At 62.0% G+C, this 24348-nt stretch carries 24 protein-coding genes and 1 tRNA gene; 9 read left to right on the top strand and 16 right to left on the bottom strand.

Going from position 1 to position 24348, the window contains the following annotated elements; genetic code table 11:
* Positions 1–154: 154 nt before the first annotated feature.
* The 3 genes from MEMAR_RS04265 to MEMAR_RS04255 all read right to left on the bottom strand — a co-directional run bounded on the left by MEMAR_RS04265 (position 155) and on the right by MEMAR_RS04255 (position 3151).
* Positions 155–622, bottom strand: coding sequence for a RidA family protein (locus tag MEMAR_RS04265; protein ID WP_245526648.1), 468 nt, complete (start codon positions 620–622; stop codon positions 155–157).
* A 145-nt stretch (positions 623–767) separates the two neighbouring features.
* Positions 768–1805 carry a PDDEXK family nuclease gene (locus MEMAR_RS04260; RefSeq protein WP_011843714.1) on the bottom strand — a complete coding sequence of 346 codons (1038 nt, stop codon included), beginning with the start codon at positions 1803–1805 and terminating at the stop codon, positions 768–770.
* A gap of 182 nt (positions 1806–1987) precedes the next feature.
* The gene (locus MEMAR_RS04255; protein ID WP_011843713.1) at positions 1988–3151 is read right to left on the bottom strand and encodes a hypothetical protein; all 1164 of its coding nucleotides are present in this window, start codon (positions 3149–3151) and stop codon (positions 1988–1990) included.
* Positions 3152–3491: 340 nt separating this feature from the next.
* Here MEMAR_RS04255 and MEMAR_RS04250 point away from each other — a divergent pair, with 340 nt between their 5' ends.
* On the top strand, positions 3492–4856 hold the full coding sequence (locus MEMAR_RS04250) for an RNA-binding domain-containing protein (RefSeq protein ID WP_011843712.1): 1365 nt from the start codon (positions 3492–3494) through the stop codon (positions 4854–4856).
* Between the two features lie 274 nt (positions 4857–5130).
* Here the strand turns inward: MEMAR_RS04250 and MEMAR_RS04245 are convergent, their stop codons facing one another.
* Complete coding sequence (locus MEMAR_RS04245) at positions 5131–5514, bottom strand: PKD domain-containing protein (protein ID WP_143706318.1); 384 nt, start codon at positions 5512–5514, stop codon at positions 5131–5133.
* 167 nt (positions 5515–5681) lie between these two features.
* Here MEMAR_RS04245 and MEMAR_RS04240 point away from each other — a divergent pair, with 167 nt between their 5' ends.
* Complete coding sequence (locus tag MEMAR_RS04240) at positions 5682–6101, top strand: hypothetical protein (RefSeq protein ID WP_011843710.1); 420 nt, start codon at positions 5682–5684, stop codon at positions 6099–6101.
* The gene (locus MEMAR_RS12920; RefSeq protein ID WP_011843709.1) at positions 6098–6388 is read left to right on the top strand and encodes a hypothetical protein; all 291 of its coding nucleotides are present in this window, start codon (positions 6098–6100) and stop codon (positions 6386–6388) included. The genes MEMAR_RS04240 and MEMAR_RS12920 overlap by 4 nt, the downstream gene beginning before the upstream one ends.
* A gap of 140 nt (positions 6389–6528) precedes the next feature.
* Here the strand turns inward: MEMAR_RS12920 and MEMAR_RS12425 are convergent, their stop codons facing one another.
* On the bottom strand, positions 6529–8736 hold the full coding sequence (locus MEMAR_RS12425; protein ID WP_011843708.1) for a PAS domain-containing sensor histidine kinase: 2208 nt from the start codon (positions 8734–8736) through the stop codon (positions 6529–6531).
* A 374-nt stretch (positions 8737–9110) separates the two neighbouring features.
* Positions 9111–9195 (bottom strand) — tRNA-Leu (locus MEMAR_RS04230).
* Positions 9196–9342: 147 nt separating this feature from the next.
* Between MEMAR_RS04230 and MEMAR_RS04225 the strand changes: the two genes are divergently transcribed.
* Complete coding sequence (locus MEMAR_RS04225; protein ID WP_011843707.1) at positions 9343–9804, top strand: cupin domain-containing protein; 462 nt, start codon at positions 9343–9345, stop codon at positions 9802–9804.
* Between the two features lie 45 nt (positions 9805–9849).
* Positions 9850–10473 (top strand): hypothetical protein, encoded by a 624-nt coding sequence (locus MEMAR_RS04220; protein WP_011843706.1) that lies wholly within the window; start codon positions 9850–9852, stop codon positions 10471–10473.
* 6 nt (positions 10474–10479) lie between these two features.
* On the opposite strand, the gene MEMAR_RS04215 is transcribed toward MEMAR_RS04220, so the two are convergent.
* From MEMAR_RS04215 to argH, 10 genes are all read right to left on the bottom strand, one after another.
* The gene (locus MEMAR_RS04215; protein WP_011843705.1) at positions 10480–11658 is read right to left on the bottom strand and encodes an aminotransferase-like domain-containing protein; all 1179 of its coding nucleotides are present in this window, start codon (positions 11656–11658) and stop codon (positions 10480–10482) included.
* 43 nt (positions 11659–11701) lie between these two features.
* Complete coding sequence (locus MEMAR_RS04210) at positions 11702–13441, bottom strand: DUF2070 family protein (protein WP_011843704.1); 1740 nt, start codon at positions 13439–13441, stop codon at positions 11702–11704.
* Between the two features lie 80 nt (positions 13442–13521).
* The gene (locus tag MEMAR_RS04205; RefSeq protein ID WP_011843703.1) at positions 13522–14412 is read right to left on the bottom strand and encodes a carbohydrate kinase family protein; all 891 of its coding nucleotides are present in this window, start codon (positions 14410–14412) and stop codon (positions 13522–13524) included.
* Complete coding sequence (locus MEMAR_RS04200; RefSeq protein ID WP_011843702.1) at positions 14409–14747, bottom strand: DUF555 domain-containing protein; 339 nt, start codon at positions 14745–14747, stop codon at positions 14409–14411. Before MEMAR_RS04200 ends, MEMAR_RS04205 begins: the two co-directional genes overlap by 4 nt.
* A gap of 22 nt (positions 14748–14769) precedes the next feature.
* Entirely contained in the window at positions 14770–15297 is a 528-nt protein-coding gene (locus MEMAR_RS04195) for a nitroreductase family protein (protein WP_011843701.1), read from the bottom strand.
* Entirely contained in the window at positions 15284–15640 is a 357-nt protein-coding gene (locus MEMAR_RS04190) for a hypothetical protein (protein WP_011843700.1), read from the bottom strand. The genes MEMAR_RS04195 and MEMAR_RS04190 overlap by 14 nt, the downstream gene beginning before the upstream one ends.
* Before the next feature lie 56 nt (positions 15641–15696).
* Complete coding sequence (locus tag MEMAR_RS12665) at positions 15697–15999, bottom strand: DUF5350 domain-containing protein (protein ID WP_011843699.1); 303 nt, start codon at positions 15997–15999, stop codon at positions 15697–15699.
* 74 nt (positions 16000–16073) lie between these two features.
* A complete protein-coding gene (gene gatE / locus MEMAR_RS04185) occupies positions 16074–17930 on the bottom strand; it encodes a Glu-tRNA(Gln) amidotransferase subunit GatE (protein WP_011843698.1) in 1857 nt (618 codons plus the stop codon).
* Entirely contained in the window at positions 17930–19159 is a 1230-nt protein-coding gene (gene gatD / locus MEMAR_RS04180; protein WP_011843697.1) for a Glu-tRNA(Gln) amidotransferase subunit GatD, read from the bottom strand. Before gatD ends, gatE begins: the two co-directional genes overlap by 1 nt.
* Positions 19159–20637, bottom strand: coding sequence for an argininosuccinate lyase (gene argH / locus MEMAR_RS04175; protein WP_011843696.1), 1479 nt, complete (start codon positions 20635–20637; stop codon positions 19159–19161). Before argH ends, gatD begins: the two co-directional genes overlap by 1 nt.
* 481 nt (positions 20638–21118) lie before the next feature.
* Here argH and MEMAR_RS04170 point away from each other — a divergent pair, with 481 nt between their 5' ends.
* From MEMAR_RS04170 to MEMAR_RS04155, 4 genes are all read left to right on the top strand, one after another.
* Positions 21119–22105: an ABC transporter substrate-binding protein gene (locus MEMAR_RS04170; protein ID WP_011843695.1), complete on the top strand. Its 987-nt coding sequence runs from the start codon at positions 21119–21121 to the stop codon at positions 22103–22105.
* Between the two features lie 123 nt (positions 22106–22228).
* Positions 22229–23005, top strand: a complete 777-nt coding sequence (locus MEMAR_RS04165; RefSeq protein WP_011843694.1) for an ABC transporter permease — start codon at positions 22229–22231, stop codon at positions 23003–23005.
* A 1-nt stretch (position 23006) separates the two neighbouring features.
* Positions 23007–23768 carry an ABC transporter ATP-binding protein gene (locus MEMAR_RS04160; RefSeq protein ID WP_011843693.1) on the top strand — a complete coding sequence of 254 codons (762 nt, stop codon included), beginning with the start codon at positions 23007–23009 and terminating at the stop codon, positions 23766–23768.
* A 61-nt stretch (positions 23769–23829) separates the two neighbouring features.
* Positions 23830–24342 carry a 50S ribosomal protein L16 gene (locus MEMAR_RS04155; protein ID WP_011843692.1) on the top strand — a complete coding sequence of 171 codons (513 nt, stop codon included), beginning with the start codon at positions 23830–23832 and terminating at the stop codon, positions 24340–24342.
* The last annotated feature ends 6 nt before the right edge of the window (positions 24343–24348 follow it).

Genomic DNA, 24348 nt, shown 5'->3' with positions numbered 1-24348 from the left:
AAAACATTTCCAATTGTCAGGGCAATATAGAGGCATTTTATCGTATTGTGCGGGATTAAGGAAAGATTTTGATCTAACGGGGGCCGGTATCCCCACAGAAGGGAGAATGCAATCTCTCCCGCGTGAGCACGGCGCCTCCTTCAGGTCGCCCGGGTCACCGCACGTTTGCGATCATCTCGATCTCGACCCTCGACCCTTTCGGGAGGGCGGCGACCTGCATCGTCGCCCGTGCGGGGTAGGGCTCGTTGAAATACTCGGCGTAGACGGCGTTGACCGCATCAAAGTCCGCGAGGTCCGTGAGATAAATCCGGGTCTGGACGACGTCCGGGAAGTCGAGGCCGCCTTCGGCGAGTATGGCCTGCAGGTTCTCCATCGCCTGTCTCGCCTCGCCGGCGGCGGTGCCGGAGAGGTTGTTGGTCGCCGGGTCGAGACCGATCTGCCCCGACATAAAGAGGTAGTCCCCGCACTGCACGGCCTGGCTGTACGGCCCGATGGGCTCCGGCGCGTTCGCCGTGTAGAGGGCGGTCTCTCCCGGGGTGGAGGATACGATCGCGTAGATGCCGAATCCTGCAAGGAGACCGCATGCAAAAACGAGAGCCAGGATCATCGTGCCGCCGTTCATGACCTCTTCCTGCCCGTCGAGGCCGGAGCATCCATATGAGGTGTTCGATGCACCGATACGTATACCTTTGGAGGAGGGCGGCGGTTCCGGCGTCCAGGCGGGCGCCTCCGTGGAGCCGGACGAATCGGCGGATGGCGTTCGCCCTCTATCCGCTCCCTTCCTGCAGCAGGGTGGAGAGGTCTTTCTCGGTCTTACAGAGCCGCACCATCGATTGTGCAATCCAGTACGGGTCGATCTCTTCCCCGAAGAAGAACTGAAGCCTCGTCCACCCGGACGGGTCGGTAACCAGTTCGACCCGCTGGGTCTTCGAGATGGCCGTGGCGAGGTGCTCGCGGAGTCTGGAGAGGAAGTCCGCGACCTTCGGGTACTCCCTGTGCCGGACTTGCAGCTCGATACTGATGGAATCCCCCCGGTCGCCGAACTCGTAGTGCACCGCTGCCGGCCACCCTTCGCGGTATACCCGGACGTTCTCCTTCCCTGTCGCGTGCGTCGAGAATATCGGCGGTTTCATCTTCGAGAACTTCTCGACGATCAGGCGAAGCCGTAATCTCTGCCTCTTTATCTCCGGATCTGCCTCTCCCGATACCAGGAATCGCGAATGGTAGAAATACTCGTTCCTGCCGAGCCGGTAGCGCTCGACCACCAGCAGCCGGAGATCGAGATCGCTGTGTTCGTTGAGGTAACTGAACTCCCGGATAAGGTCGTCGGGGGCGGCGTCGAGGACGATGATACCCCTGATCTGCCCGGCTCTCAAATACGAGGCGAAGTTGCTCTTCAGCAGGGCGAGCCGTTCTCCGGGGCTCTCTTCTCCCTCGGCACCGGCCATGGACTGGAGTGTTTCTTCGAGAAGGCCCGCGGATCGCTCGTTCACCGCATCAGGCGTAAGGTTGCGCATTGCTGAAAGAGAGTCGCATAACCGGCCGACGACCTCGCGCCGCGACTCTTCGTTCCGGGCCAGTTTCACCTCGACGATGACCGGCAGCCCGTTGCTGTCGATGAGAACGATATCGGCGAATCCGTTCTCAAACGGCAACTCCCGGCAGATCGTGACGAGCGCGGAATCGTCCCGGTCGACGAGGAGCACCGGGTGCCCGGCGAGGATCTCCTGCAGTTCATATTCATTCTTGAAGGGTTCCGGCTGCTGGGCCAGCTCGCTTCCTTCGCTTATTCGTATCGCGGGCATCGAATCTCTCCATAGCGAATATGGAGGGAGAGGTTGATAGATGTTTATCAATGGGGGCGGGCAGGCATGGGGCTTGAGAGGTGACTCACAGTACAGAGCCAAAATAGGGAGATCTCAAGGTACGTCTCCAGACAACAGTTATACCCTCGAAAAAGGTATTGGATGCCCTTACGAAGAAGATTTTATCCCGATTGCGCTCCTGCAAGTCGGTGATGCTCTTCCAGCTTACCTCTCACCCACTCAAGGGTCTTGCAAAACGCATGGAAGTGGTTCTCATCTGCGAGCGGAGAGAGAGGTCGGTTTGACCAGGTATCGACTTTATTCGGATCAAACCGGATATTGCTTTCGCGGCCCAATTTATTAAGCATCTTTAGGCGCATCTCCCTCTGATCAAATGGAGGAAAACCCAATAGCATATCAAAGTTAGGAGCGATGCTGCCTCCTCCATTCACTGTGATAATCCTGCAGTAATTCCCGCCGGGCAGGTCGAGTCCAATCGTTGCTGACCCCTCGTGCGCACCCTTTCCGTATTTCAATGAGAAATTGTGCGTCTCCGCCCATTCAAGGACATGATCTACAATACGCACAGATTCATCTCCTGCCCTCTCCTGCACCTGCAGAAGTAACGACTCCCGATCCCATTGCCGTGGTTTTCCAGACCGAACCTTCTTGGTGTCGATCGCCCTCATCGTCTGGCCAACGACCCTGGAGACAAGGGTTTTTTCCTTTCGGCCGGTATACTGCTTAACCTCCACCCCGAGCACCTCCGCGGGATTCATCTGCTCATTCAGGAACTCGATAATCCTCTTCAATTCAGGGGGGATAATATCGGTGACAAAGAGGAGTCGGATCTTCCCCTGCCGAAGGTTCGCCAACGCTATATCCCAATATTCCTCGGGATCGGTAGAGCCAGATAAGAAGGCTGCAAGTTCCTCTTCAGGGTCAACTCCTTTCTCTCCACAAGTGTGAGTAAAGGATCTGATGATATCTCCGATATTCCAGTACTGCACTGAGTTCGCTGCATAGTCCAGCATCTGGGCAACCACCTCACGGCGAGTTCGAGTGTCGCAGCTCCGCTTCACCTCAACGAGGGTAGGGATTCCGTCCTGGTCAATGAACAAATGGTCGAGTGCCCACCTCCCTGTACTGTCATCGCTATCCGGGACACCCATTTCACGAGTGATCAACAGCCATCTCCTCGGTTCGGTCGGATCAATCTGGTCACCGGCAAGAAGCGCAGGATGGTTCTTGAGGAGCTGCTGAAGGAGGTCTTCAGAATCATACGGGGTTTCGACCATCTCCTGCAATTCGTCACCGTCTTTGAGGAGGAATATCTTGCCGCCCATATAGTAGATCTCAGCAGAACCGACATATAAAAAGAGACGACTGGAACATGTCGATTGGCGAAACACCTCGCCGGGGATTGCCTGAAGTATGAAGGAGAAAGAAGCTCAAGACCATGGTATTCGGGGTTATCACCGTAGATAGAGGGAAAAGTCGAAGATGCCTCCTGCAAATTCGGGATTTGGAAAGTCAAGAGATAGTTGAATCCAGAAAAATGGTAGGTTAATATAGCCCCGATCCAAAATGGGTACTTATCGTATCGCAACAACCAGAGAGGGAAGATGGGAACGGGATCTACAGAGACAGCCTACCTTCTGCCCCCTCCACAACGAGGCTCCCCCCATGATCCCTGATATCCTCCGAGCCCTGATCGCCACCGGTGAAGACAGCCGCCGCCAGTTCAAGCGCGACGTTACCAACGCCGATGCCCTTGCTGCTGAGATGGCTGCATTTGCCAATGCCGAAGGGGGCACGCTTTTTCTCGGTGTTGCTGACGATGGCTCCGTACTGGGTCTCTCACGCACGGATGTGAATCGACTCAACCAGCTCATCAGCAACGCGGCCTCTCAGCACGTGAAGAGCCCGTTGACGGTACAGACTGAGAATGTTCAGGTGGATGAAGATCGCATCGTCATCGTGCTCACCGTTCCGAAGGGGCAGGATAAGCCATACTTCGATAGGAACGGTGTGATCTGGTTCAAAAACGGGGCCGACAAACGGCGGGTGAACTCCAGGGAGGAACTCCGCCGCCTCTTCCAGAGCGTCGATATCTTCCATGCCGACGAACTGCCGACCAGAGCAGGCGTCGACAAACTGGACAGTCTGCGCTTCCGGGACTTTCTGCGGAACGCCTATAATCAACCTTACCCGGATTCGTCTGAAGAACTGCTAACGCTCCTGCAGAACATGAACCTTGCCGCGGATAACGGCATGCTGAATCTGGCCGGGGCGCTCCTCTTTGCTGAGAAGCCCGAGTGGATCAAACCGCAGTTCGTCATCAAGGCTATCCGCTATCCCGGCAACGCCATTCACGTAAGCGAGTATCTCGACAGCGAGGATTTCTCCGGGACGCTCCCTGAGGTCTTCGAAGGTGCCATGGCGTTTATCATGCGCAACCTCAGGAAAACTCAGGCAGGCAAGGGAATCAATGCACCAGGGGTTCCAGAAATTCCGCCGGTTGTCTTTGAGGAACTGCTGGTCAATGCCCTGGTGCATCGGGACTATCTGGTCAGCGCACCTATCCGGCTGTTCGTCTTCGACAACCGCATCGAGATTATTAGCCCTGGCCACCTCCCGAACAATCTGACGGTGGCAAAAATCCGGGCTGGTAACTCCAATATCAGGAATCCGATCTTGGCATCGTACGTCGCAAAGGGGCTGCTGCCATACCGCGGCCTCGGCTCCGGCATCAAACGGGCACTCGAAGACTGGCCTGAGATCGACTTTGCCGATGACCGGGACGGCTGCCTTTTCACCGTCACAGTTCACCGAAAGGAGGAGAAAAGTTCGGAGAAAAGTTCGGAGAAAAGTTCGGAGAAAATCCTCGCGCTCCTGAAGGCCGAACCCGACCTTGCAGCAAGAGTAGTCGCAGAAAGGCTGGGAATCACGCAGAGAGCAGTTGAAAAGCAGATCGCCAAACTTCGTGAAGATGGTCGGCTCCGCCGCATCGGCCCTGCCCGGGGCGGTCACTGGGAGGTTCGGGAATGATCCTCACCGAAATATGCTTCATCCCCAGGACAGGTGAGCCGCCGGCATAATCGAGGGGAAAAACCGGCTCCGTGAGGTGTAGATGTTGCCCGGGCTACCTGAACCTGCTCGTGACACGGGAGTAAAACAAAAGAACAAACTACCGTCCCAAACGAGGACGGTAGCGAGTATAATAGGTACACATATTGCACAATCTCATAAGTGGTTCTCGGTGCTCAACAGATCCAGAACAGGGCGGTTATAGATTAGCGAAAAATTAGACGCTCCCCCCCCGTCACTGCGCCGCCTTCTTCTCCTGCACCGGGGGATTCTTGATCGTAACATCGACCGACTTCGAGTTCTTCCCGCGAACCTCCACCTTATACGTCCCCGCTGCCGGGAACTTGTGCGCGAAGAACGTGTAGGTCTGCGGGCCGCCGGCGGAGAGGTCCTGTTTCTTGCCGACCTGTTCACCGTTGATCCACAGCTGCGCCTTGAAGTGCGTATCCCAGTCCGAAGACGGAACTCCTTCGTTGTCGAACCAGTAGCCGATGCTCACCGAGACGTCCGGGAAGAAGTACACGTTGCCCTTCTCGTCGCGGCCACCGCCCGTGCTGCCGCTGACCGTGGCAGTCGCTTCGACGGAGTTGATGGTTGCATCACGGTATGTTGGAGCCATGGTGCCACATGTATAAAAGAAGTATAATAAATTACGTGTGCAGTGCATTGTGGTGGCAGGCTCGTCGGCGGGTGCAAGATCGCTTTGCCGCCGACCGGATTCGCAAGCGGATATAGGGCATTCGCGAGATTTACAATCGTAAATTCCAGATGCGAGGGGTGGTTGGCATGACAAGACCGATTCACCCGCACGCGATCCACCATGCGCGGCTCACCGACCTGACCCAGAGCAACGGTAAGAAGCAGGCCCTCTCGGAGATGGAGCTCCGGCTCGTCGCCGGCTGGGAGAAGAACAGCGCGATGCCCGAGGTGTATATCCATCTGTCCGGTGCGGATGTCGAGCGAAAGTTTCTGGAGGACGCCGGGTTCATCGATGAAACTCCCGACCCGGCAGATGCCGCGCTCGAGCCCCGGCAGTGCCCGCGGTGCAAGAACCTGAACGCCCACGACGCTCTCTACTGTGCGACGTGCTCGATGGCGCTCGTTGAGGAGGCGGCGAGGAAAGTGGACGAGTCGACGGAGGAGGCGAGGAAGAGTGGAGAGTATTTGCAATTGTTAAAGGCCCTGAAAGCAGATCTAGGGTTATGAGCGATGTTGCAAGAGGCAAGAAGGACGAAGCATATCGAGAACTGGTAAAGCAGCGAAAACAGTGTTGTCTCTGTGAAGGTCTAACCAACCCCTCACAGATCTCAGAGTATGACTCTGATGAGATAGGTCCCTGGTCTTTGTGGCAGGGGAGTCTGGATGCTAAGATTCTGCTGGTAGGACCAGATTGGGGCGATGTGCGATACTTTAAAAAGCGAGGTGGTATCGATGAAAATATAGACAGAATTGAAATCTTCCAAAAAGGATTGCAAAACTTTGTAAGGCTATAATTAATAGCATTTTTCCTACCAACTATACCCAAACTCCAGAATGCAAGGGACACGATTCCAACCCACGGACCCCTGCGGGAGCGGATCGTAACCAGGCCCTCTCGGCAAGCAAAACACCTGCGAATGTGCTTCCGAAAACATCAGTCACTCTCCGGCGCCGTTGCAACCGTGAACCGGAACGCCGCCCCTTCCTCCGGCCGGCCCGGCACCCGATCGTCGACCCAGACCATTCCACCGTAGCGCTCGACCAGGATCCGCACGAGGTACAGCCCGAGCCCTTCGCCGACGCCCCGGCGTTTCTGCTCGTATCGGTGAAAGATCTCCTGCTTTTCTGTGTCAGGGACACCCGGCCCGGTATCCTCGACAGAGACCAGCACCCTGCCGTCCAGTTCTTCCACCCGGATGACGATCTCGACATCCGGACCGCCGTGCTTGACGGCATTGCCGACGAGATTATCCATGACCACCGGGAACAGATCGTCGCCCCATACCCGGGAACTCGCTCCGTCGTAGAGAATGGTGCTGCTCGGGGAGCTCCGGATCACTCCCCTGATCGCCGCATCCAGACCCACCGGCCGGAGTTCGGAGGTCGTCCGATGAATCCGGCGGATGGTGGAGACGGTCCTCAGGATCTCGATGCTCTTCTGGACGCTACGCTGGAGTTTTTTCACGTATCCGATCTCTTCCTCCTTCCCCTGCAATGCCTCGATCAGAATGTCGGCATAGAGATTCGAGACATTCTCGGTGTTGCCGATGTCGTGGGTCAGGATGTCGAGATACAGGTTCGCCTCCCGGTTTGCTATCTTCAGGTCGCGGTGGAGCCTGGCGAGCTCGGCGGTATGCCGCTTGAGCGCCTCTTCCTCCCTCTTGCGCTCGGTGATATCCTGGTTTATTCCAAGTTGACGAACAGCCTTTCGTTCCGGTCCCTCGCCCTCGAAGTACATCTTCCCTGCCGTCCGGTTCCACACCATACCGCCATCCGGGCGGATAATGCGAAACTCGGTCTCGTAGGTACCGTCTGTGGCCGGATCGAAGGCCCGGGCAAGCACAGCCTCAACCCGCGCCCGATCGTCGGGATGAATTAACCCGATGAACCCTTCGTATCCAGGCCCCCCCCTTCCGGAGACGCCAAATATCCGTTTCGATTGTTCGTCCCAGTTGGCCTTCCGGGTCCTGAGGTCGAAGTCGAACGTCCCGAATTGGGCGGCTTCGAGCGCGAGAGACAGACGTTCCTCACTCTCGCGCAATATCTCGGCCGCACGCGTTCGTTCCATGAGCGAAGCGGTGTGCGATGCCGCCAGATCGATCAACCGCAGATCATGCTCCGTGAAGTGATGCGGCTGACGGAAGTGCGTTGAGATCATGCCGAAGAGTTCACCGTTGGCGAGCAGCGGCGTACTTTGAGCCGCCCGGTAGCCGAGTTTGGCAGCGGGCGTGCGATGGGCGGCCGCAGCAGGATCGCTCAGAGTGTCCTCAACGATAATGCGTTGCCGCGTCTTCAGCGCACGGCCGCATGTCGAGGGGTAATCCGGAGCGATGACTGCCGGCAGGGACGCGATCGCGGCCTCATCGAGGGCTCGGGTCGCCATAAATTTCAAGCCGCCGGTAACAGGGTCGTAGACCTGAAGGGTTCCCATCTCCGCGCCGACCAGATCGATCAGCTCATCCAGCGCTTCCTGCGCCACGGTTTCGATATCCGACATCGCGAGCAGACGGGTGCTGAAGGTGTGGAGTTTGGTCAGCGTTTCTACCTCGAGCGCCAGTTGCCCTTCGCTGCGATGCAATGCATCCTCGGCTTGCTTTTGCCCGGTGATCTCCCGGGCGACTATATTGATAGCCACGACTTCCCCCCGGTCATTCTTGAGCGGCGACCAGGTCTCTTTCCAGTACCGCACCGCACCGGGCCGTGCCGGGGTCTCCCCCTGAATCTCCGTATTGAGCACGGCTTCACCCGTCTTTACAACCTTTCGCGTGAGTTCCTCTGCCGCATCCGCAAGGTCCGGCAAGATCTCCCGGACTCTCTTACCGATGTGCTCTCCGATGGAATATCCATTCATCTCCGCAAAAATTCTGTTGATACGAAGGTACCGGGTATCAGTGTCAATAAGGCATAGTCCGATTGGGGCCGATGCGTAGATCAGATCGAGCTCCTGCTTGCCATTCAGAAATGCCTCGTTTTCAACGCGTTTCAGCCTCTCATTTTCACGCCGAAGCGCATCGATTTCTGTTTGGAACTCCTGCAACCGCTCTCGAACACACTGTTCGACCTCTCCGGAGATTTCCGGCGCCGTTTTGCCCTGTCCGGCGGGATAGGAACATTCGGGTATGTTTTCTGAGGGAGACGGCATCTGAATCAGAGGTTCCTTTTAAATGATAAGAGGGTATTTTCCCCGGGAGATAATAACAATAGCCTTTACAGTAGCGACTTTGCCGATCAGAATCATTTTATGACCACCGGGAGTTTTCCCGGATTGTAATGCGAGGAACCCGGCATAAAGGGCATAGTTGCATGAATCGTCTTAGACGCATACCGACGATCGTAACGTGCGAGCATCAGGGTTCCGTCACCACACGCCCGATCTGCTCCGCGCGCCTGCGGGAGGCGGGGGCGTAAGAGATCTCAAGGGCAACCGTGCCCCCGGGCGATAAAACCCGCGTATTTGCAGAAGAAGCGCTCAATTGCAAAAAGGGCACTAATTATTCAAGAATAACCATGACAACATGCGAGGGGTGGGATTCGAACCCACGGACCCCTTCGGGACCGGATCTTAAGTCCGGCGCCGTTGGCCGGGCTTGGCTACCCTCGCTCAAAACGTGCCATTACCTATTCTCCATCGCATGTATTAAGTCCGACGCCCGCATGCCGCCGGGGGAAAACCGATCCGGCAACCGTTCTCCAGGGGGACTCCCGGGCCCAAAGGTATTTGAGGCGGGGCCGAAGATTGGAGGCTACCATGGAGAGAGACCGTAACCCGGACAGTCCCGAAGTGCCCTACTGGCACGTCCGGACCGACGAGAACGGCGTGAGCCGCCAGGACCGCTGCCGGATGAGCGACTTTCAGTTCGCAAGCATATCGAGCGGTGCCGCGCCGTCGTGGATCGACAGGCTCACCGATCCGGCCCGCCGCGTCGTCATCCTCGTCCTCCCCGCAGGCTGGGTGGGCGAGTGGCGCGAGTTCCCGGAGCCGCAGTGGATCGTGCCGCTCTCGGGCCGCTGGTTCGTCGAGACCATGGACGGCACCCGCGTGGAGATGGGGCCGGGGGAACTCTCGTTCGGGAACGACCAGAACACCCGGCCCGACGAGCAGGGAAAGAGGGGGCACCGTTCGGGAACGGTGGGCGACGAGCCCGCGGTGCTGATGCTCGTGCAGGTGGAGCGGCAATCAAGCCCCGGCAGGCCGTGCCTGCCAGGATAACCGACCGTCACGGCGGTTGGACATCGATCAGATCGAGGCAAACCGATGACCAGAACACTCCTTGCGGCGCTCTCGCTCGCGGTTGCAGGCGCCTGCTTCTTCGCGTACCCCGCGATCCGGCCGTACACCGATGAGACGTCCCTCGCCGGCGCCGGGGCATTCGCCTCTCCCGCATGGCTCCTCTCGCACACGCTCGCCATAGTGGGGTTCATCCTGCTCGTGCTCGGGCTGCTCGGCCTCTACGACATCCTGCGCGAGACGAAGGCCGAACCCCGGGCCCTCGCGGCACTCGTCCTGACCTGGGTCGGCGTCGGGCTGGTTCTCCCCTACTACGGGGCCGAGACGTTTGCACTCAACGCCGTGGGCCGGCAAGCACTCCAGCAGAACAGCATCGATCTTCTGGTAACGCTCACGGACGCGATCCGGTTCGGGGAAGGCGTCTGGCTCTTCGGTGCGGGTCTCCTCGCCCTTGCGGCAGGCAGCATCCTCTTCGCAACCGCGATCTGGCGTTCGGGCACCTTCCCCCGGTGGAGCGGCATCCCTCTCGCGCTCGGCTTCGCGCTCTTCCTCCCGCAATTCTTCACGCCTCCGGCGGTCCGGATCGCCCACGGGCTGCTCGTCATGGTCGGGTGCTGGCTCGTGGCGTGGAACATGATAAAACGCCGGTAGCCGGTCTCACGCCAGCCGCCGCACCACCCTCGCCAGCCGGTGCATCCCCTCGACGATCTCCTCCTCGCCCGCCGCCGAGAAGTTCAGCCGGATCGTATCCTCCCCGCCGCCGCCGACGTAGAACGGCACCCCGGGAAGGACCGCGACGCCTTCTCTGACACCCTCGGAAAAGACCTCCATCGACGAGACGCCGCCCGGCAGGGCCGCGGTCATGAACATCCCGCCCTCGGGGTTGGTGTGGGTCGTGCCCGGCGGCATCAGGTCGTCGAGGAGTTCGCACATCAGCCGGCAGTGCTCGCCGTAGACCGCAGAGACCCGGGCGACGTGGGCGTCGAGATCGTGGGTCGCGAGGTAGCGGTGCAGGATCACCTGGCAGAGGAAATTCGAGTGGAGGTCGGCCGCCTGCTTCGCGACGTTGAACTCACGGAGGACCGGCGCCGGCGCGTATATCCAGCCGATCCGCATCCCGGGTGCGACGATCTTCGAAAACGACCCCGAGATCACCGTCTGCTCCGGGAGGTGGTGCTTCACCGGCAGCCGTGGCTTCCCGTCGAAGAAGAGCTCCCCGAAAGCGTCGTCCTCGTAAAAGATCGTATCCGTCCCCTCGAGGATCTCCGCGACGGCCCGCCGCTTCCCTTCCGAGTAGGTTCTCCCCGAGGGGTTCTGCGAGTTCGGGATGCCGTAGAAGAACTTCGGCGCACGATCCCGGATGAGCGACGCGAACGCCACGAGATCCGGCCCGTCCTCCTCCAGGGGAACCGAATAAAAATCCGGCTCGTAGAGGGAGAAGGCCTCGATCGCCCCGAGGTAGCCCGGCCGCTCCATCCCGACGGCGTCGCCGGGATCGAGGAAGATCTTCGCGACGAGGTCCAGGCACTGCTGGGAACCGTTCACGATCTGGATCTCCTCGGGCGTCGCCGGGAGGCCGAGCCTTCTCCGGTAACGGTCGGCGATGAACTCCCGGAGCGGCAGGTAGCCGTCCGTCGTCGTGTACTGCAGCGCCGTCCGCCCCTCTTCGGCGAAGACCTCGCGGGCCGCCTCCCGGATTCCCTCGACGTCGATGTAGGCCGAGCCCGGCAGCCCTCCTGCAAACGATATCACTCCGGGGACGCTCGAGACCCGGAAGAGTTCTTTGAGGAACGACTCCGGAACCCGCCCCATCCGGGAAGAAAACCGGTACTCCATATAACCAGTATTGAGCGCCTCAAAAGAAAAGATGCCGGGTATCCTACTGCAGCATGATGTAGGCGAAGACCGAGAGCAGGAACGCGAGCACGAGAATCATGAAACTCAGCGGGGCGATGAACGCAAGCATCGCGTTCACGGTGCTCGCGAGCTGCGAGACCCGCTGCGACCCGAAGACCGTGATCCCCTCGCACGAGGCCGTCGCCGACCCCACGCGGCCCCCCGAGAGGTCGGCGAACGCCTCCCTGACCGCCTGCTCGATGTAGGGGATGATCTCCCCCGGCGGCACCGCGTAGCCGACCGGGTTCTTCCCGCTGATCGTGTTCACCGTGTGCGTGTCGGTTGTCATGATCTCCCCCTCGTCCGCATGGTCGAGCACCACCGCGCGCAGCTGCTCCCGGACGCCCCGGGCCACGTTGTTCCCGTCGATCAGAACGTAGACCGCCCGCTTCCCCCCGACCTCCGTCGCCAGCGCCTGCACCCCGAGCGACCCGAACCCCTGCTCGCGGGTGAACGGAACCCGGACGTGGGAGACCCCGATCGCGAGGGGCTCAAGGGGCAGGTCCCGCGCGACCCGGAACCCCTCGCGTGCGGCGGCGATGTACTCCGTTGCGATCCGCGTCGCCGGGAGGACCGGGGAGCCCACGCTGGTCATGCAGTTGTGAGCGTCCACGAACGCGACCTCCGAGAAGGCACACCTGCCCTCGGCCATGATCGCCATCCCGACCGAGTAGTCGAGATCCTCCGTCCGCTCCGGCGACCGGGTGCTCACCATCAGGAGGGCGTCCCCGAACCGCTGGCAGAGGATCGAGACCGAGCCCGATTCGACCCGGACAGGGCGGCTCGCGACGGCGGAGAAGGTAAGCCCCTCCCGGGACGCCTCCACGGCGCGGGCGATCTTCTCGATCTCGCTCTCCGAGACCAGGTTGAAGTCGTGGGTGGCGCAGCCGTGGGCGACCAGCGTCTCCTCGGGAAACGTGTCATGGAGTATCCGGGGGAGGTTGCCGCCGCCGACGTCGCCCATCGGGCCGGGGTGGACGTTCGGGACGGTGAAGAGGACGTCTTTGCCGGAGTCGCGGGAGAAGAAGAGCGAGACCTCCGGGACGTAGACCTCCTCGCCGATCTCGCGGAAGAAGTCCTCCATTTTCTTCGAGCCGTCGGTCAGGTGGGCGATGAAGGTGTTGAGGAAGTTGAGCCCGCTGATCTGGAACGCCCGCTTCAGTGGCCGCTCGATTAACCAGATCAGGGAGACGAAGCCCAGCCCAAAGACCGCCTGGAGGAGGAGGGCGTAGGGGACGAACCCGGGCGTGAAGAACCAGGCACCGACCGCTATCCCGACCACGCTCTGGACAAACGCGGGGAGGACCATCCGGGAGATCCGGTAGTCGGCGATAGCTACGAGGACCAGCAGCCGGAGGCCGAAGATCAGGCCGAGAGCGCCCGCATAGAGCGTCGGAAAGAGCTCCCGCCCGAAGACAAGGACCGGCGAGAGGCTCAGGATCACCGTAATGACCGTGCAGGCCAGGGCGAGAAGAGCCGACCGGTTATGGGTGATCTGCTTGCCGGAGACCCTCACCAGCGGCACGGTCAGCAGGAAGGCGACCAGCGCCGGGATCGTGAACCCGAGGGTCCCGACGAGAAAGAGTTCGTTGCCGGGCCGGTAGGTAGCTATGTCGATGATGAGCCCGAGCACCACGATGATCCCAAGCGACCGCGGCCAGGACGGTGCGGAGAAGATATACCGGGTGAGCCGCTCGACGCGGACGTCGGGGCCGGACTCCATCAGACGCCCCCGGGTGCTCTCGGACCGGACACGGGAGCCGGCATAACGATCCCGGCCATCAGCGCTGTATTTCCCATAATTCAGACAATAATTTCGCCGGGCTCGTCAAAGACCTTCCGGTACCGGGCAAGCATCCGCTCCCAGTCGGGGAGGTTCGTCTGGGTGCCCGGCCGCTCGACGACGAAGGACGAGACCACCGCGCCGACGCGGCAACAGTCGAGCGGGGCGTGGCCCTTCCGGAACGCCGTGAGGAACCCGGCACGGTAGCCGTCGCCGGCGCCGGTGGGGTCGACGGCCTCGACCGCGACGGCCGGGACGTGGAACTCCTCGCCGTCCACGCAGAGGATGCTCCCCTCCGCCCCCCGGGTCGTGACCGTCATCGGGATCGACGCGACGAGTGCGGAGCGCTCCAGCCCCAGCATCTCGCACATCCGGTCCATCTCGTGGTTGTTCGAGAAGAGGATATCGATGTTCGCGAGGATGATCTCGAGCTGATCACGGGTGTAGCGGAGGAGATCCTGCCCCGGGTCGAAAGAGGCGAATTTGCTCTTCTGGGCCACCCGGACGTTGAAGTCGGGGTCGGCCGTCGCCATGTGGACGAAGTCGAGAGCGGGAGCCTCCGCGCGGGAGAACGCGGTCGACGCGCCCCACTCGAAGAAGGTCTCCTGGTCGCCGTCGTCGTCGGTGAAGACGTACGCGGTCGCGGTCCGGGCATCCTTCACCTGGGTGAAGTCCTGCACGATCTCGAGGCTGTGCAGCCACCGATCATAGTCGCTGCCCGGGAAGTCGCCGCCGACCAGAGAGACCAGCCGGCATCGCTCGCCGAGCATCGCAATCCCGGCCGCGATGTTCGCCGCCCCGCCGCCGAAGTAGACCTCGTGACCGGTGATGTAGGTCGAGTTGTGCCGCCCGGGGAGTTTCGGCACCCGGAAGAGATGGTCGACGGCGGTATGCCCGACGACTGAGATCATAACTCCTGCACTTCCTGGACTTTCAGCGGCACGTCGTGAAGCGCTTTCCCGACGACCGACTTCGCTATCCTGGCCGCGTGCTCTTCGGACTCCGCACGGAAGACCTTCATCTGCAGCACGAGCCCGACGAGGGCGGTGGCGGCGACCACGAGAGCGGTGTTCAACTCCCCCTCGCAGAAGGGGCAGGCGATCATCCCCGCCTCGATCTCCACGAACTTCGCCGAGGGGTTGAGCCTTTTGCCGGCCTCGCTGATCGCGATGCTCACGGCGTCGTCCATAGACTTGACGTCTTTAATTATCCACGCTGATTCAAGCGTAACCAAATAATCCGGCATATTCTCTCCGAAAATGTTAATCCTACCAGGTCTCGCGGTGCACGTGCTCCTTGATGGGCATCCGCTCCATGGGCTCGAGCAGCGGCGTCCCCTTCCCGACCGCAAGAAGCGCGACGGGACGGAGATGCTGCGGGAGGCCGAGAACCTCGCGAACCTCGTCTTCCTCGAACGCCCCCGTCCAGCACGAGTGCAGATTGCGGGCGTGGGCGGCGAGCATCATGTAGGTGCAGGCGATCGTGGCGTCCTCGAGCGCGTAGAGGATCCCCCGCTCCCCGTAGTGCGACATCGACCGGACGTAGTTCGCGCAGACCACGAAGACCGTCGGGGCCTCCCGGATGTGCACCTGCTCGAGGGCCGCCGACGCGAGTTCCAGCCTGACATCGTCGTCGGTGACGACGACGACGTCCCAGGCTTCGCGGTTACCGGCGCTCGGCGCCGTACTCGCACAGGCGAGGATGTAATCGATATCCTCCTCTTCAAGCGGCTCCCCGGAGTATTCCCGTACCGACGACCGTGCTCTCAGGAAACGGAGGAAATCAGAGGAGTTCATGCTCTTTGAGCGTCTCCCATGCGGCCTGGGCTGCGGTCGTGGCGGCGCTGACGGCCCTGCTCATCCGCTCCGACGCGGCGCCGAGATCCATACTCTCTGTCAGGCTGATCGCCTCGTTGAGGTGATCGATGGCTTTCTTAAACTCGGAAAGTTCCGTATCGCCGTACGCAAACTCGAGTTCCGAGCGGATCGACTCGAGCACCATCACAAGCATCCGTTTTCCGCCGGGCTTCTCCTGGAGCGGAAACTGGATCAGGGCTGTCGTCAGCTGCGACCCCACAATCAGTTCGGATTTCGCCCGTTCGGCAAACTGATAGGTCCTGATGGCGGTTTTGAGATCCATACCACATACTGGAACTCTCAAGTATAAAAAGTATTGAAGGAGAAGAGGGGGACGGCTTATCTCGATTTCTGCTTGGTCCCGAGAGCCGAAACCTTCGCGCGGCGTATGCCCCGGCGTACCCGTACATCCATGGTCGGGGCGCCTCCTCCTCTGCGTCCGCCACGTCCGCCGCGTCCACCGCGTCCGCCACGCCGCTGATCCTGCCCTTCCCTGCTCGCCCGCTTCTGGATAGCCGCTGCAGGCTTGAACCGCTGGTTCGGGCCGGGTTTCTTCACTTCGCCTTCACGTGCAGGGACGAGCCGAATCTGCCCCTTGACGCCCTTGACCTGGGCCCACTGAACACTGCCTGTCTTTCCCATGATAAAACTCCTTTATATTTATGCACCGATCCGATGATAAAAGTAACCCGGCCGGGACGGTCCCGGGCCGGGGGTCAGGAGAGTAACCGCTGGAGCTCGCGCCGGAGGGTCTCGCTGATGACCTTCCCGTCGACGCTCCCGCGGAGCTCCTGCATGACGACGCCCATCAGGGGGCCGAGCGCGCCCATACCCTTCTCCCGGGCGAACGCCTCGCGCTCGGCAACGATACGGCGCACGATCTCCTCCACGTCTGCCTGCGAGACGGCGGGCCCCATCTTCCCGATGGCCGCCTCCACCCGTTCTCCGGGTGCCCCGGCGTCTCCGGCGGTCCGCGCGAGTTCGGTGAGGAGGTCGGGGATCGCCTCCTTTGCCGCCCGGCCGGCCTCGACGGCCAAGAGGAGGGCGAGGATCTCCTCCTCGCTCACCCGGCCGACGTCGACACCGTCACGGGCGAGCTCCCGGCAGGTGCCGAGCAACGTCCGCGCAGCAAGGGTGGGGCGGACGCCGGCGGCGACCGCCTTCTCGAAGAGCGCCAATCGCTCGGAGAACGCCACCTGCCGTGCCAGCCCTTCGTCGAGCCCGAACTCCCGGACGAACCGTTCCGTCCGGTCGGTGAGGAGTTCGGGGACCTTGATGCTCTCCCAGAGGGCGTCATCGATCGTGACCTCGAAGACGTCGGTCTCGGGGTACATCCGGGCGGCTCCCGGGAGCGGACGCATGTAGGCCGTGCTCCCTTCTTCGAGCATCTTCCGGGTCTCCTCGGGCACGCCGGCGATTGCCATCTCGGCGCGGATCATCACCTGCTCGGCCGCACACCCGGCACGCTGCCGGGTTGCCGCAACGATGACGACGCAGTCTTCCTCCGCGGCGCCGACGAACTCGCGCAGGTGCGCCACCTCTTCAGCCGTGACGCCGTAGGCGGGGAGCTCGTCGGTGTGGAAGATCCCGCCAACGCCGCACTTCTTCGCGTAGTCCGACATCTCGCTCCCGAGACGCCTGCCGGGCTGGATCTCCCGGCCGACGAGCCCCGCGAACCCGCAGAGCCGGACCGCGAGGACGGTCTTCGCCTTCTTCAGGATCGAAGATTTCGTTTGGGCAAAGAGGGACGTGGCGTCGATGACGGTGTGATCGACCCGGGCGCCCCTCTCACGGAGTTCATCCCGGATCGCGAGGAGATTCGTCTGCCGCCCGGCCTCGCGGCGCACCACCTCGGCGATGAGATCGAGATCCTGAACACCCTTGATCTCCACCCGGGCGCCGTCGGCGATGGAGACGTTGATGTCCTGGCGGATCGTCCCGAGCCCGCGCTTCACCCTCCCGGTGGAACGGAGCACCATCCCGATATGCCCCGCGACCTCCTGGACGGCTTCGGGGGTGTGCATGCAGGGGGCGGTGGTGATCTCGACGAGCGGGATCCCCAGGCGGTCGAGGGAGAAGGTCTCGTCCTCCACCCGCTGCGCCGCCTCCTCCTCCAGGCAGATCGTCTCGACCCGGCAGCCGCCGGGAAGGGCGCCGGAGAGCGCGACGAGCGCCGTCCGCTGGAACCCGCTGGTGTTCGAGCCGTCGATGACGAGCTTCCGCATCGTGTGCACCTGCTCGACCGGGGTCATCCCGAGCATCTTTGCTATCGTGAGGCAGATCTCGAGCGCCTCGGGGTTCATCGGGGCCGGGGGCTCCTCGTCGTGCTCCACCAGGCAGACCGTGTCGTAGGTGTAGTAGCAGAACTTCCGGACGAGTTTCATCTCCTCGCGCGCCGCCCGGTCGATCTCCCCGAGCTCGCTCTCCGTCGCCCGGAGGTAGCGGTGAAACTCCCCGGTTCGCTCGGAGACATCCCTGAGGGTGGTCGGGCACCGGCAGAAGAGTTTCTCGGCGGTGTCGAGCTGCTGGTGAATCTCGATACCGGCCTTGAGGCCGAGTTTCTCGTAATCCATCATATCGACCTCCGCCGGATCTCGCCAGCAAGATCGGTCTGCATCAGCACCCCTGCCCGTTCGGGGTCCGGCTCGTTCCCGAGCACCCACATCAATTTGACGAGCGCCGCTTCGGGGAGCATATCCTCGCCCTCGATGACGCCGGCGGATAGCAGGTCCCTTCCCGTGTTGTAGACCCGGTCGCAGACCCGGCCGTGCAGGCACTGCGAGGTCATGACGACGGTCGTCCCGCTCTCGATCATCTCCCGGAGTTTCGGGATCCACGCCGTCGCCACGTGCCCGAGCCCTGTCCCCGATATGACCAGGCCCTTATAGCCCTCGTAGGCGTCGAGGACCGCGGCGGGCATCCCGGGGTAGAAGTGGAGAAGGGCGCAGCGCTCCTCGAGGTTATCGTGGAGTTCCGGCTCTTCGGTTCCCCGCCGGACCGCCTCGTCCGAGAGGGTGACGGAGAGCGAGGGATAGTCGACGTAGCCGAGCGGCTCCATGCCTGTGCTCTGGAAGGCGTCGCGCCGGGAGGTGTGCATTTTACGGACCCTTGTGGCACGGTGGACGGCGCACCGGTCATCGTTCGTCGTCGCGTGCATCGCCACCACCACCTCGCCGAGGTCGCCGGCGGCGACGGCGGCGCTGCAGAGGGCGTTCATGGCGTTGTCGGAACTCGGGCGGTCGGCGGACCGTTGCGACCCGACGAAGACGACCGGCACCGGGGTCTTGAGCATGAACCTGACCGCCGCCGCCGAGTAGGCCATCGTGTCGGTGCCGTGGGTGACGATCACCCCGGCAACGCCGGCCCGGATCTCGTCGTAAATCGCCCGGGCGAGTTCCCGCCAGAGCGCCGGCTGCATGTTCTCCGAGAGGATGCTCGCGATCTGGCGGTCGCGGTAGCGGGCGATATCCCCGAGTTCCGGGATCGCCCGCAGGATATCGCTCGCCGAGAACTGGCTCATCACCGCACCGGTCCGGTAGTCCACCCGGCTTGCGATCGTCCCGCCGGTGGATATGATGGAGAGTTCCGGGAGGTCGGGGTTCTGGACGACGACACCCGCGCCTGCCGGCGGGTGCCGGGCCGGGCGCTCGATGAACTCGATCTTCTCAAGCGACGTTCCGATGTTGTAGCCGCTCTCCAGTTTGACGACGGCCATACCGTCCCGTTCGGCGATGTAGGTGCCGGTGAGCGCGGTTCCGCCGTTTGCGTACCGCACCAGGTCACCGGTCTCGAGTCTCTCCATTATGCTGCAAACCTCCGTGCTTCAAGGATAAGGTGTTCGAATGCGCCCGATAATGCTGATTCCGTCTCTTCCGCCCAGGCCTTATCCCGGGCGAGGAGGTTTCTCTGCTCCGAAATCTGCGCCGCGACCGCCTCGGGCGCCGGGCCGCCGACGATGTTCCTGACCGCGACGGCATGGCGGGGATCGAGGACGGCGTCGATCTTCTCCCGGGTCAGCCCCAGTTCCACGACCGAGAAGTCGGCCGCTTCGCGAGCGGCGGCCTCGAGTGTTGCGAGGTCGAGCGACCCGTGCCTGACCGCCCGCCCGACGATTCGGTGGGCGGTGCGGAAGGGGAGCCCGTACTCCCGGACGAGGACGTCGGCGAGTTCCGTCGCGGTGGAGAACCCTCTCCCCGCCTCGGCGGCCATCCGTTCCGCATCGAACGTAGCAGACCCGAGCATCCCGGAAAGGAGCGGGATGCTCTGCCTCGCGGCCTCCACGCCGCGCCAGAGGTGCGGGGTCAGTTCCTGGAGGTCGCGGTTGTAACTCATGGGCAGGCCCTTCGTGATCGTGATCGCCGCGGCAAGCGAGCCTGCGACCGACCCTGCCTTTGCCCGCATGATCTCCGCCACGTCCGGGTTCTTCTTCTGGGGCATGATCGAGGAGGAGGAGCAGTAGGCATCGTCGAGCCGGACGAACCCGACGAACGCCGTGCTCCAGAGGACGAGCTCCTCGCAGAGCCGGCTCGTCGACGTCATGCAGATGGAGGCATCGGCAAGCACCTCAATCGCGAAGTCCCGTGCTGCGACCGCGTCCATGCTGTTTCCCGCCGGGCGGGAGAAGCCGAGAAGGCTCGCGGTGTAGGCGCGGTCGAGGGGAAAGCCGGTCGAGGCGAACGCCGCCGAACCGAGCGGCGATACATCCACCCGGGCATACGCCTCCCGCAGCCGGGCCGTATCGCGGGAGAAGGCCTGCTCGTAGGCGAGGAGGTAGTGGGCCAGCGTCGTGGGCTGGGCGTGCTGGAGATGGGTGAAGCCCGGCATCACCGTCCCCGTATGGCCGGCGGCGACGTCGAGCAGGGTCGCCCGGAGATCGACGAGCGACCGCAGGAGGGCAATGATCTCCTCTTTTAGCCGAATCCTGATGCAGGTCGCGACTTCGTCGTTGCGGGACCGGCCCATGTGGAGGCGGCCGCCGAAGTCCTCGCCCACCCGGTCGATGAGGTAGGCCTCCTTGCCCGCGTGGACGTCCTCGAACCGCTCGTCGAACGCCTCCTCCGGAACTCCGTGGTCGTAGAGATCGAGGAGCGCCGCCATCAGCGCACGTGCCGGGGCCTCGTCGATGATCCCCTGCCGCGAGAGCCCGAGGAGGTGCGCCATATCCACGAGGAGGTCCGCCCTTGCAATCCAGCGGTCGGCGTCCATCGATGCAAGAAAGTGCTCGAGATCGCCCGACCGCTCGCCGGCAAGACGGCCCTGCCGAATCTGATCCGAACGCATTATATCAACAGTCCTGTCTGTACCGTTTGACCGGGGGAGAGATTAAAACCACGCCCGGGGTGGGGGAGAGGGATGAGCAGGTTCCCGTCCAAGGGGTGCCCATTCATGCGACGCTCATACGCCCTTCAATTACACTTGCCCGTCCACGGCTTTCCATCGGGTATCGCGTCTGGGGGGAGGGGCTAACGGGGAGGGGGGCGTGCCCCCCTCCCCTGTCCCCACCCCCCCCAAGGCGATACTCCCACGGTCCAGCGTACCGGGGTTTTGCCATCCCTACCATTCCAGCAGCCCCAATCAAAAAGAACATCACCTTGAACTGTCCGCACCCCCGGCCGGCCTCTCCGCCCCGCAACCGATCCCCCATAAAAGGATAAAACTCGATTGGAAATTACTACTAAAGTATAACAATCCCCCCTATTTTCGACAATACTATATACTGATACCATGAAGACTACACATCCACATACGGATGGAGAGACCAATGAGATCGCTAACCGCAATTCTTCTGGCCGTGGCCCTGGTCGCGGCGTTCACGTTTGTAAGCGGGTGCACCGACACCGGAACCGGCGACGTAACGCATCTCCGGATCGGCTACCAGCCGAGCACCCACCAGGTTTCCCACACCACCGCGATGGAGAAGGGATGGTGGCAGGAAGACCTCGAACCGCTCGGCATCACGCAGGTGACCGACTACGAGTTCGGCACCGGCGCGACCGAGATGCAGGCGATGCTTGCCGGCGACCTTGACATCGCCTTCGTCGGCGCCGCCCCGTTCGTCGCGGCCGTGAGCAGCGGGCTTGACGCCAAGATCGTTGCCGCGGTGCAGACCCAAGGCTCGGACCTGGTGCTCAGGACCGAGGTTCCGTACTCGACCCCCGCCGACCTCGTGGGCAAGAAGATCGCCACCTTCCCGCCGGGAACAATCCAGGACACCATCCTGCGGTCCTGGCTGCAGGAGAACGGCGTCGACCCCGCAAGCGTCGAGATCATCGCCATGGACCCCGGCGCCGCCACCACCGCCATCTCTGCAGGGCAGGTCGACGGCGTCTTCCTGCCCCACCCGTCCCCGGCCATCATCGCGGCGGAGGGCACGGGAAGAACCGTGGTTAAATCGGGCGAGATGATGAAAGACCACGCCTGCTGCGTCATGGTTGCAAGCGGCTCCCTGATCCGGGACCACCCTGACATCGTCGAGCAGAGCGTGAAGACGCACATCAGGGCGACGGAGTACAACCTCGAACACCCCGACGAGGCCGCATCCATCTACGCGAGCAAAACCGGACAGAACGTCGAGACCGTGAAGGCATCCTTCCGGGACTGGGACGGCACCTGGACCGCTGACCCGCACGTCATCACGACGTCGGTCGTCGAGTACACCGAGCTCCAGTACGAACTCGGCTACATCAGCAACCCCCTCACGGAAGACGACCTCTTCAACTTCTCGTTCTACGACAGGGCCCGGGCATAACCCGGGAACTTCACCCATTTTTACTCCAACAGTTTCTTTTATGGGCGTGCCGATGAAATATTGGAGAATTATCCCGGGGCAAAACGGCCCGCATCGGCAACAACCAGGCAACGGAATAAAGACATGAACCGACAGACACAGAAACGACTACTCGGCATCGCAGCGCTCGTCGTCGCGGCTGCGATCTGGCAGATCGTCGCCGAATACGTGGTGGGGCGATCCTTCATCCTCCCGAGCGTCACCGACGTCGCCGGCGCGTTCGTAACCCTCCTCGAGTCCGGCACCCTCGTTGCCGACATCGTAGTAAGTTTGGAGCATTTCGGAATAGGACTCATCGCAGCGCTCCTCCTCGGCGTCCCCGTAGGGATCCTGATGGGATGGTTCCGGGTGGCGGACTTCCTGCTCGACCCGATCATCGAGATCCTCCGCCCCATACCGCCGCTCGCCTGGATCCCGTTCGCCATCATCTGGTTCGGGCTCACCACCCAGGCGGCCGGCTTCGTCATCTTCGCCGGGGCATTCTTCCCGATCCTGACCGCGACCTACGCCGCGTTCCGGTCCGTCCCGAAGGTCTTCGTCGAGGCGGGCAAGGTGCTCGGGTGCGACACCTCGCTCGAGCTGATCCGCTACGTCGCCCTTCCCGCCGCCATCCCGGCGATAGCATCCGGGATCAGGATCGCCATGGGCGTCGGGTGGATGTGTCTCGTGGCCGCCGAGATGTTCGGTGTCTCCCGGTCGGGGCTCGGCTACCAGCTCTGGCATAACTACTACCTCCACCAGATGCCCAACGTCGTCGTCTACATGCTGATCCTCGGGTTTGCAGGCCTCATCATCGACCGCATCTTCCGAAACTACGTCGACCAGAGGCTCCTGCGGTGGCATGCAGGGGAGGTGGCCTAGAATGAGCGGGGTTACGATACGGGATCTCGGCAAGGCCTTCCCGAAAGAGGACGGCACCGCCACGCAGGCACTCGAGGGCGTCAACCTGGAGATCCGCGATACGGAGTTCATCTGCCTGGTCGGACCGTCGGGATGCGGGAAGACAACGCTTCTCCGGATCATCGCCGGGCTCGAGACCGCGACCACCGGGGCCGTGACCGTCGACGGCCGCGCGGTCACCGGCCCGGATCCCAAGCGGGGGATGGTCTTTCAGGAGTACTCCCTCTTCCCCTGGCGGAGGGTGATCGACAACGTCGCCTTCGGCCTCGAGATGAAAGGCGTCGCAAAGGAGGAGCGCCGGCGGACAGCGGATCGCTACATCGAGATGGTCGGCCTCTCCCAGTTCCGGGACGCCTACCCCTACGAACTCTCCGGCGGGATGCGGCAGCGCGTGGCGATCGCAAGAGCGCTCGCAAACGACCCCGACGTTCTCCTCATGGACGAACCGTTCGGGGCGCTGGACGCCCAGACCCGGAACAGGATGCAGAAAGAACTCCTCTTCCTCTGGGAACAGACGAAGAAGACGATCGTCTTCGTCACCCATAGCGTCGACGAAGCGGTCTACCTCGCCACCAGGATCGTTGTCCTCTCACCGCGCCCGGGATCCATCCGGGAGATCATCGAGATCCCCTGGCCGCATCCGCGGGACCGCACCAGTGCAGAGTTCGCAGAAGTCCGGCGAAGGGTACTCCGGATGATCGACGAGACCGAAAACACCCAGTAAGGTTTATTAGAGGACATCTCCATTTTATAAAGCACTCAAAGATCGGCAGGAGTTTTTAACGATGGTACGAAAACCAGCGAAGATGTACAGGAATCTCGCAAAGAAAGCATATACACGCAGGGAATACATGGGCGGCGTGCCGGGCAGCAAGATCGTGCAGTTCGATATGGGCAACCTCACCGAGGATTACCCGGTCGAACTCTCCATCGTCGTCGACGAGACCTGCCAGATACGCCACACGGCTCTTGAGGCCGCCCGTATCGGTATCAACCGGCAGCTCCAGAAGGAGGTCGGGAGGGCAAACTTCCACCTGAAGATCCGGACGTTCCCGCACCACGTTCTCCGGGAGAACAAGCAGGCAACCGGCGCAGGAGCGGACCGTGTCTCGGAAGGCATGCGTCTCGCCTTCGGCAAAGCCGTCGGCACCGCGGCACGGGTGGAGAAGGGCCAGAAGGTCTTCTCCGTCTGGACGAGCCCGCAGTATGTCGACAAGGCCAAGGTTTCGCTCAAGCGCGGCATATACAAACTTCCGACTCCCGCAAGAATCGTCGAAGAGCGGGCGCCGGCAGCATAAACCCGC

The sequence above is a fragment of the Methanoculleus marisnigri JR1 genome (assembly GCF_000015825.1).
Taxonomy (GTDB): domain Archaea; phylum Halobacteriota; class Methanomicrobia; order Methanomicrobiales; family Methanoculleaceae; genus Methanoculleus; species Methanoculleus marisnigri.
The sequence above is the reverse complement of the archived record's forward strand: the minus strand, read 5'-3'. Positions and strand labels throughout refer to the sequence as shown.

Bases quoted from the DNA above. Each gene is read 5' to 3' on its own strand.
- MEMAR_RS04205 (WP_011843703.1), bottom strand. From the start codon at position 14,412: ATGATCTCAGTCGTCGGGCATACCGCCGTCGACCATCTCTTCCGGGTG.
- MEMAR_RS04220 (WP_011843706.1), top strand. From the start codon at position 9,850: ATGACCAGAACACTCCTTGCGGCGCTCTCGCTCGCGGTTGCAGGCGCC.
- MEMAR_RS04165 (WP_011843694.1), top strand. From the start codon at position 22,229: ATGAACCGACAGACACAGAAACGACTACTCGGCATCGCAGCGCTCGTC.
- MEMAR_RS04225 (WP_011843707.1), top strand. From the start codon at position 9,343: ATGGAGAGAGACCGTAACCCGGACAGTCCCGAAGTGCCCTACTGGCAC.
- MEMAR_RS04160 (WP_011843693.1), top strand. From the start codon at position 23,007: ATGAGCGGGGTTACGATACGGGATCTCGGCAAGGCCTTCCCGAAAGAG.
- MEMAR_RS04195 (WP_011843701.1), bottom strand. From the start codon at position 15,297: ATGAACTCCTCTGATTTCCTCCGTTTCCTGAGAGCACGGTCGTCGGTA.
- MEMAR_RS04260 (WP_011843714.1), bottom strand. From the start codon at position 1,805: ATGCCCGCGATACGAATAAGCGAAGGAAGCGAGCTGGCCCAGCAGCCG.
- gatE (WP_011843698.1), bottom strand. From the start codon at position 17,930: ATGGATTACGAGAAACTCGGCCTCAAGGCCGGTATCGAGATTCACCAG.
- MEMAR_RS04240 (WP_011843710.1), top strand. From the start codon at position 5,682: ATGACAAGACCGATTCACCCGCACGCGATCCACCATGCGCGGCTCACC.
- MEMAR_RS04155 (WP_011843692.1), top strand. From the start codon at position 23,830: ATGGTACGAAAACCAGCGAAGATGTACAGGAATCTCGCAAAGAAAGCA.
- MEMAR_RS04245 (WP_143706318.1), bottom strand. From the start codon at position 5,514: ATGGCTCCAACATACCGTGATGCAACCATCAACTCCGTCGAAGCGACT.
- MEMAR_RS12425 (WP_011843708.1), bottom strand. From the start codon at position 8,736: ATGCCGTCTCCCTCAGAAAACATACCCGAATGTTCCTATCCCGCCGGA.
- MEMAR_RS04190 (WP_011843700.1), bottom strand. From the start codon at position 15,640: ATGGATCTCAAAACCGCCATCAGGACCTATCAGTTTGCCGAACGGGCG.
- MEMAR_RS04210 (WP_011843704.1), bottom strand. From the start codon at position 13,441: ATGGAGTCCGGCCCCGACGTCCGCGTCGAGCGGCTCACCCGGTATATC.
- MEMAR_RS04200 (WP_011843702.1), bottom strand. From the start codon at position 14,747: ATGCCGGATTATTTGGTTACGCTTGAATCAGCGTGGATAATTAAAGAC.
- MEMAR_RS12920 (WP_011843709.1), top strand. From the start codon at position 6,098: ATGAGCGATGTTGCAAGAGGCAAGAAGGACGAAGCATATCGAGAACTG.
- MEMAR_RS12665 (WP_011843699.1), bottom strand. From the start codon at position 15,999: ATGGGAAAGACAGGCAGTGTTCAGTGGGCCCAGGTCAAGGGCGTCAAG.
- MEMAR_RS04255 (WP_011843713.1), bottom strand. From the start codon at position 3,151: ATGGGCGGCAAGATATTCCTCCTCAAAGACGGTGACGAATTGCAGGAG.
- MEMAR_RS04215 (WP_011843705.1), bottom strand. From the start codon at position 11,658: ATGGAGTACCGGTTTTCTTCCCGGATGGGGCGGGTTCCGGAGTCGTTC.
- MEMAR_RS04265 (WP_245526648.1), bottom strand. From the start codon at position 622: ATGAACGGCGGCACGATGATCCTGGCTCTCGTTTTTGCATGCGGTCTC.
- MEMAR_RS04170 (WP_011843695.1), top strand. From the start codon at position 21,119: ATGAGATCGCTAACCGCAATTCTTCTGGCCGTGGCCCTGGTCGCGGCG.
- gatD (WP_011843697.1), bottom strand. From the start codon at position 19,159: ATGGAGAGACTCGAGACCGGTGACCTGGTGCGGTACGCAAACGGCGGA.
- MEMAR_RS04250 (WP_011843712.1), top strand. From the start codon at position 3,492: ATGATCCCTGATATCCTCCGAGCCCTGATCGCCACCGGTGAAGACAGC.
- argH (WP_011843696.1), bottom strand. From the start codon at position 20,637: ATGCGTTCGGATCAGATTCGGCAGGGCCGTCTTGCCGGCGAGCGGTCG.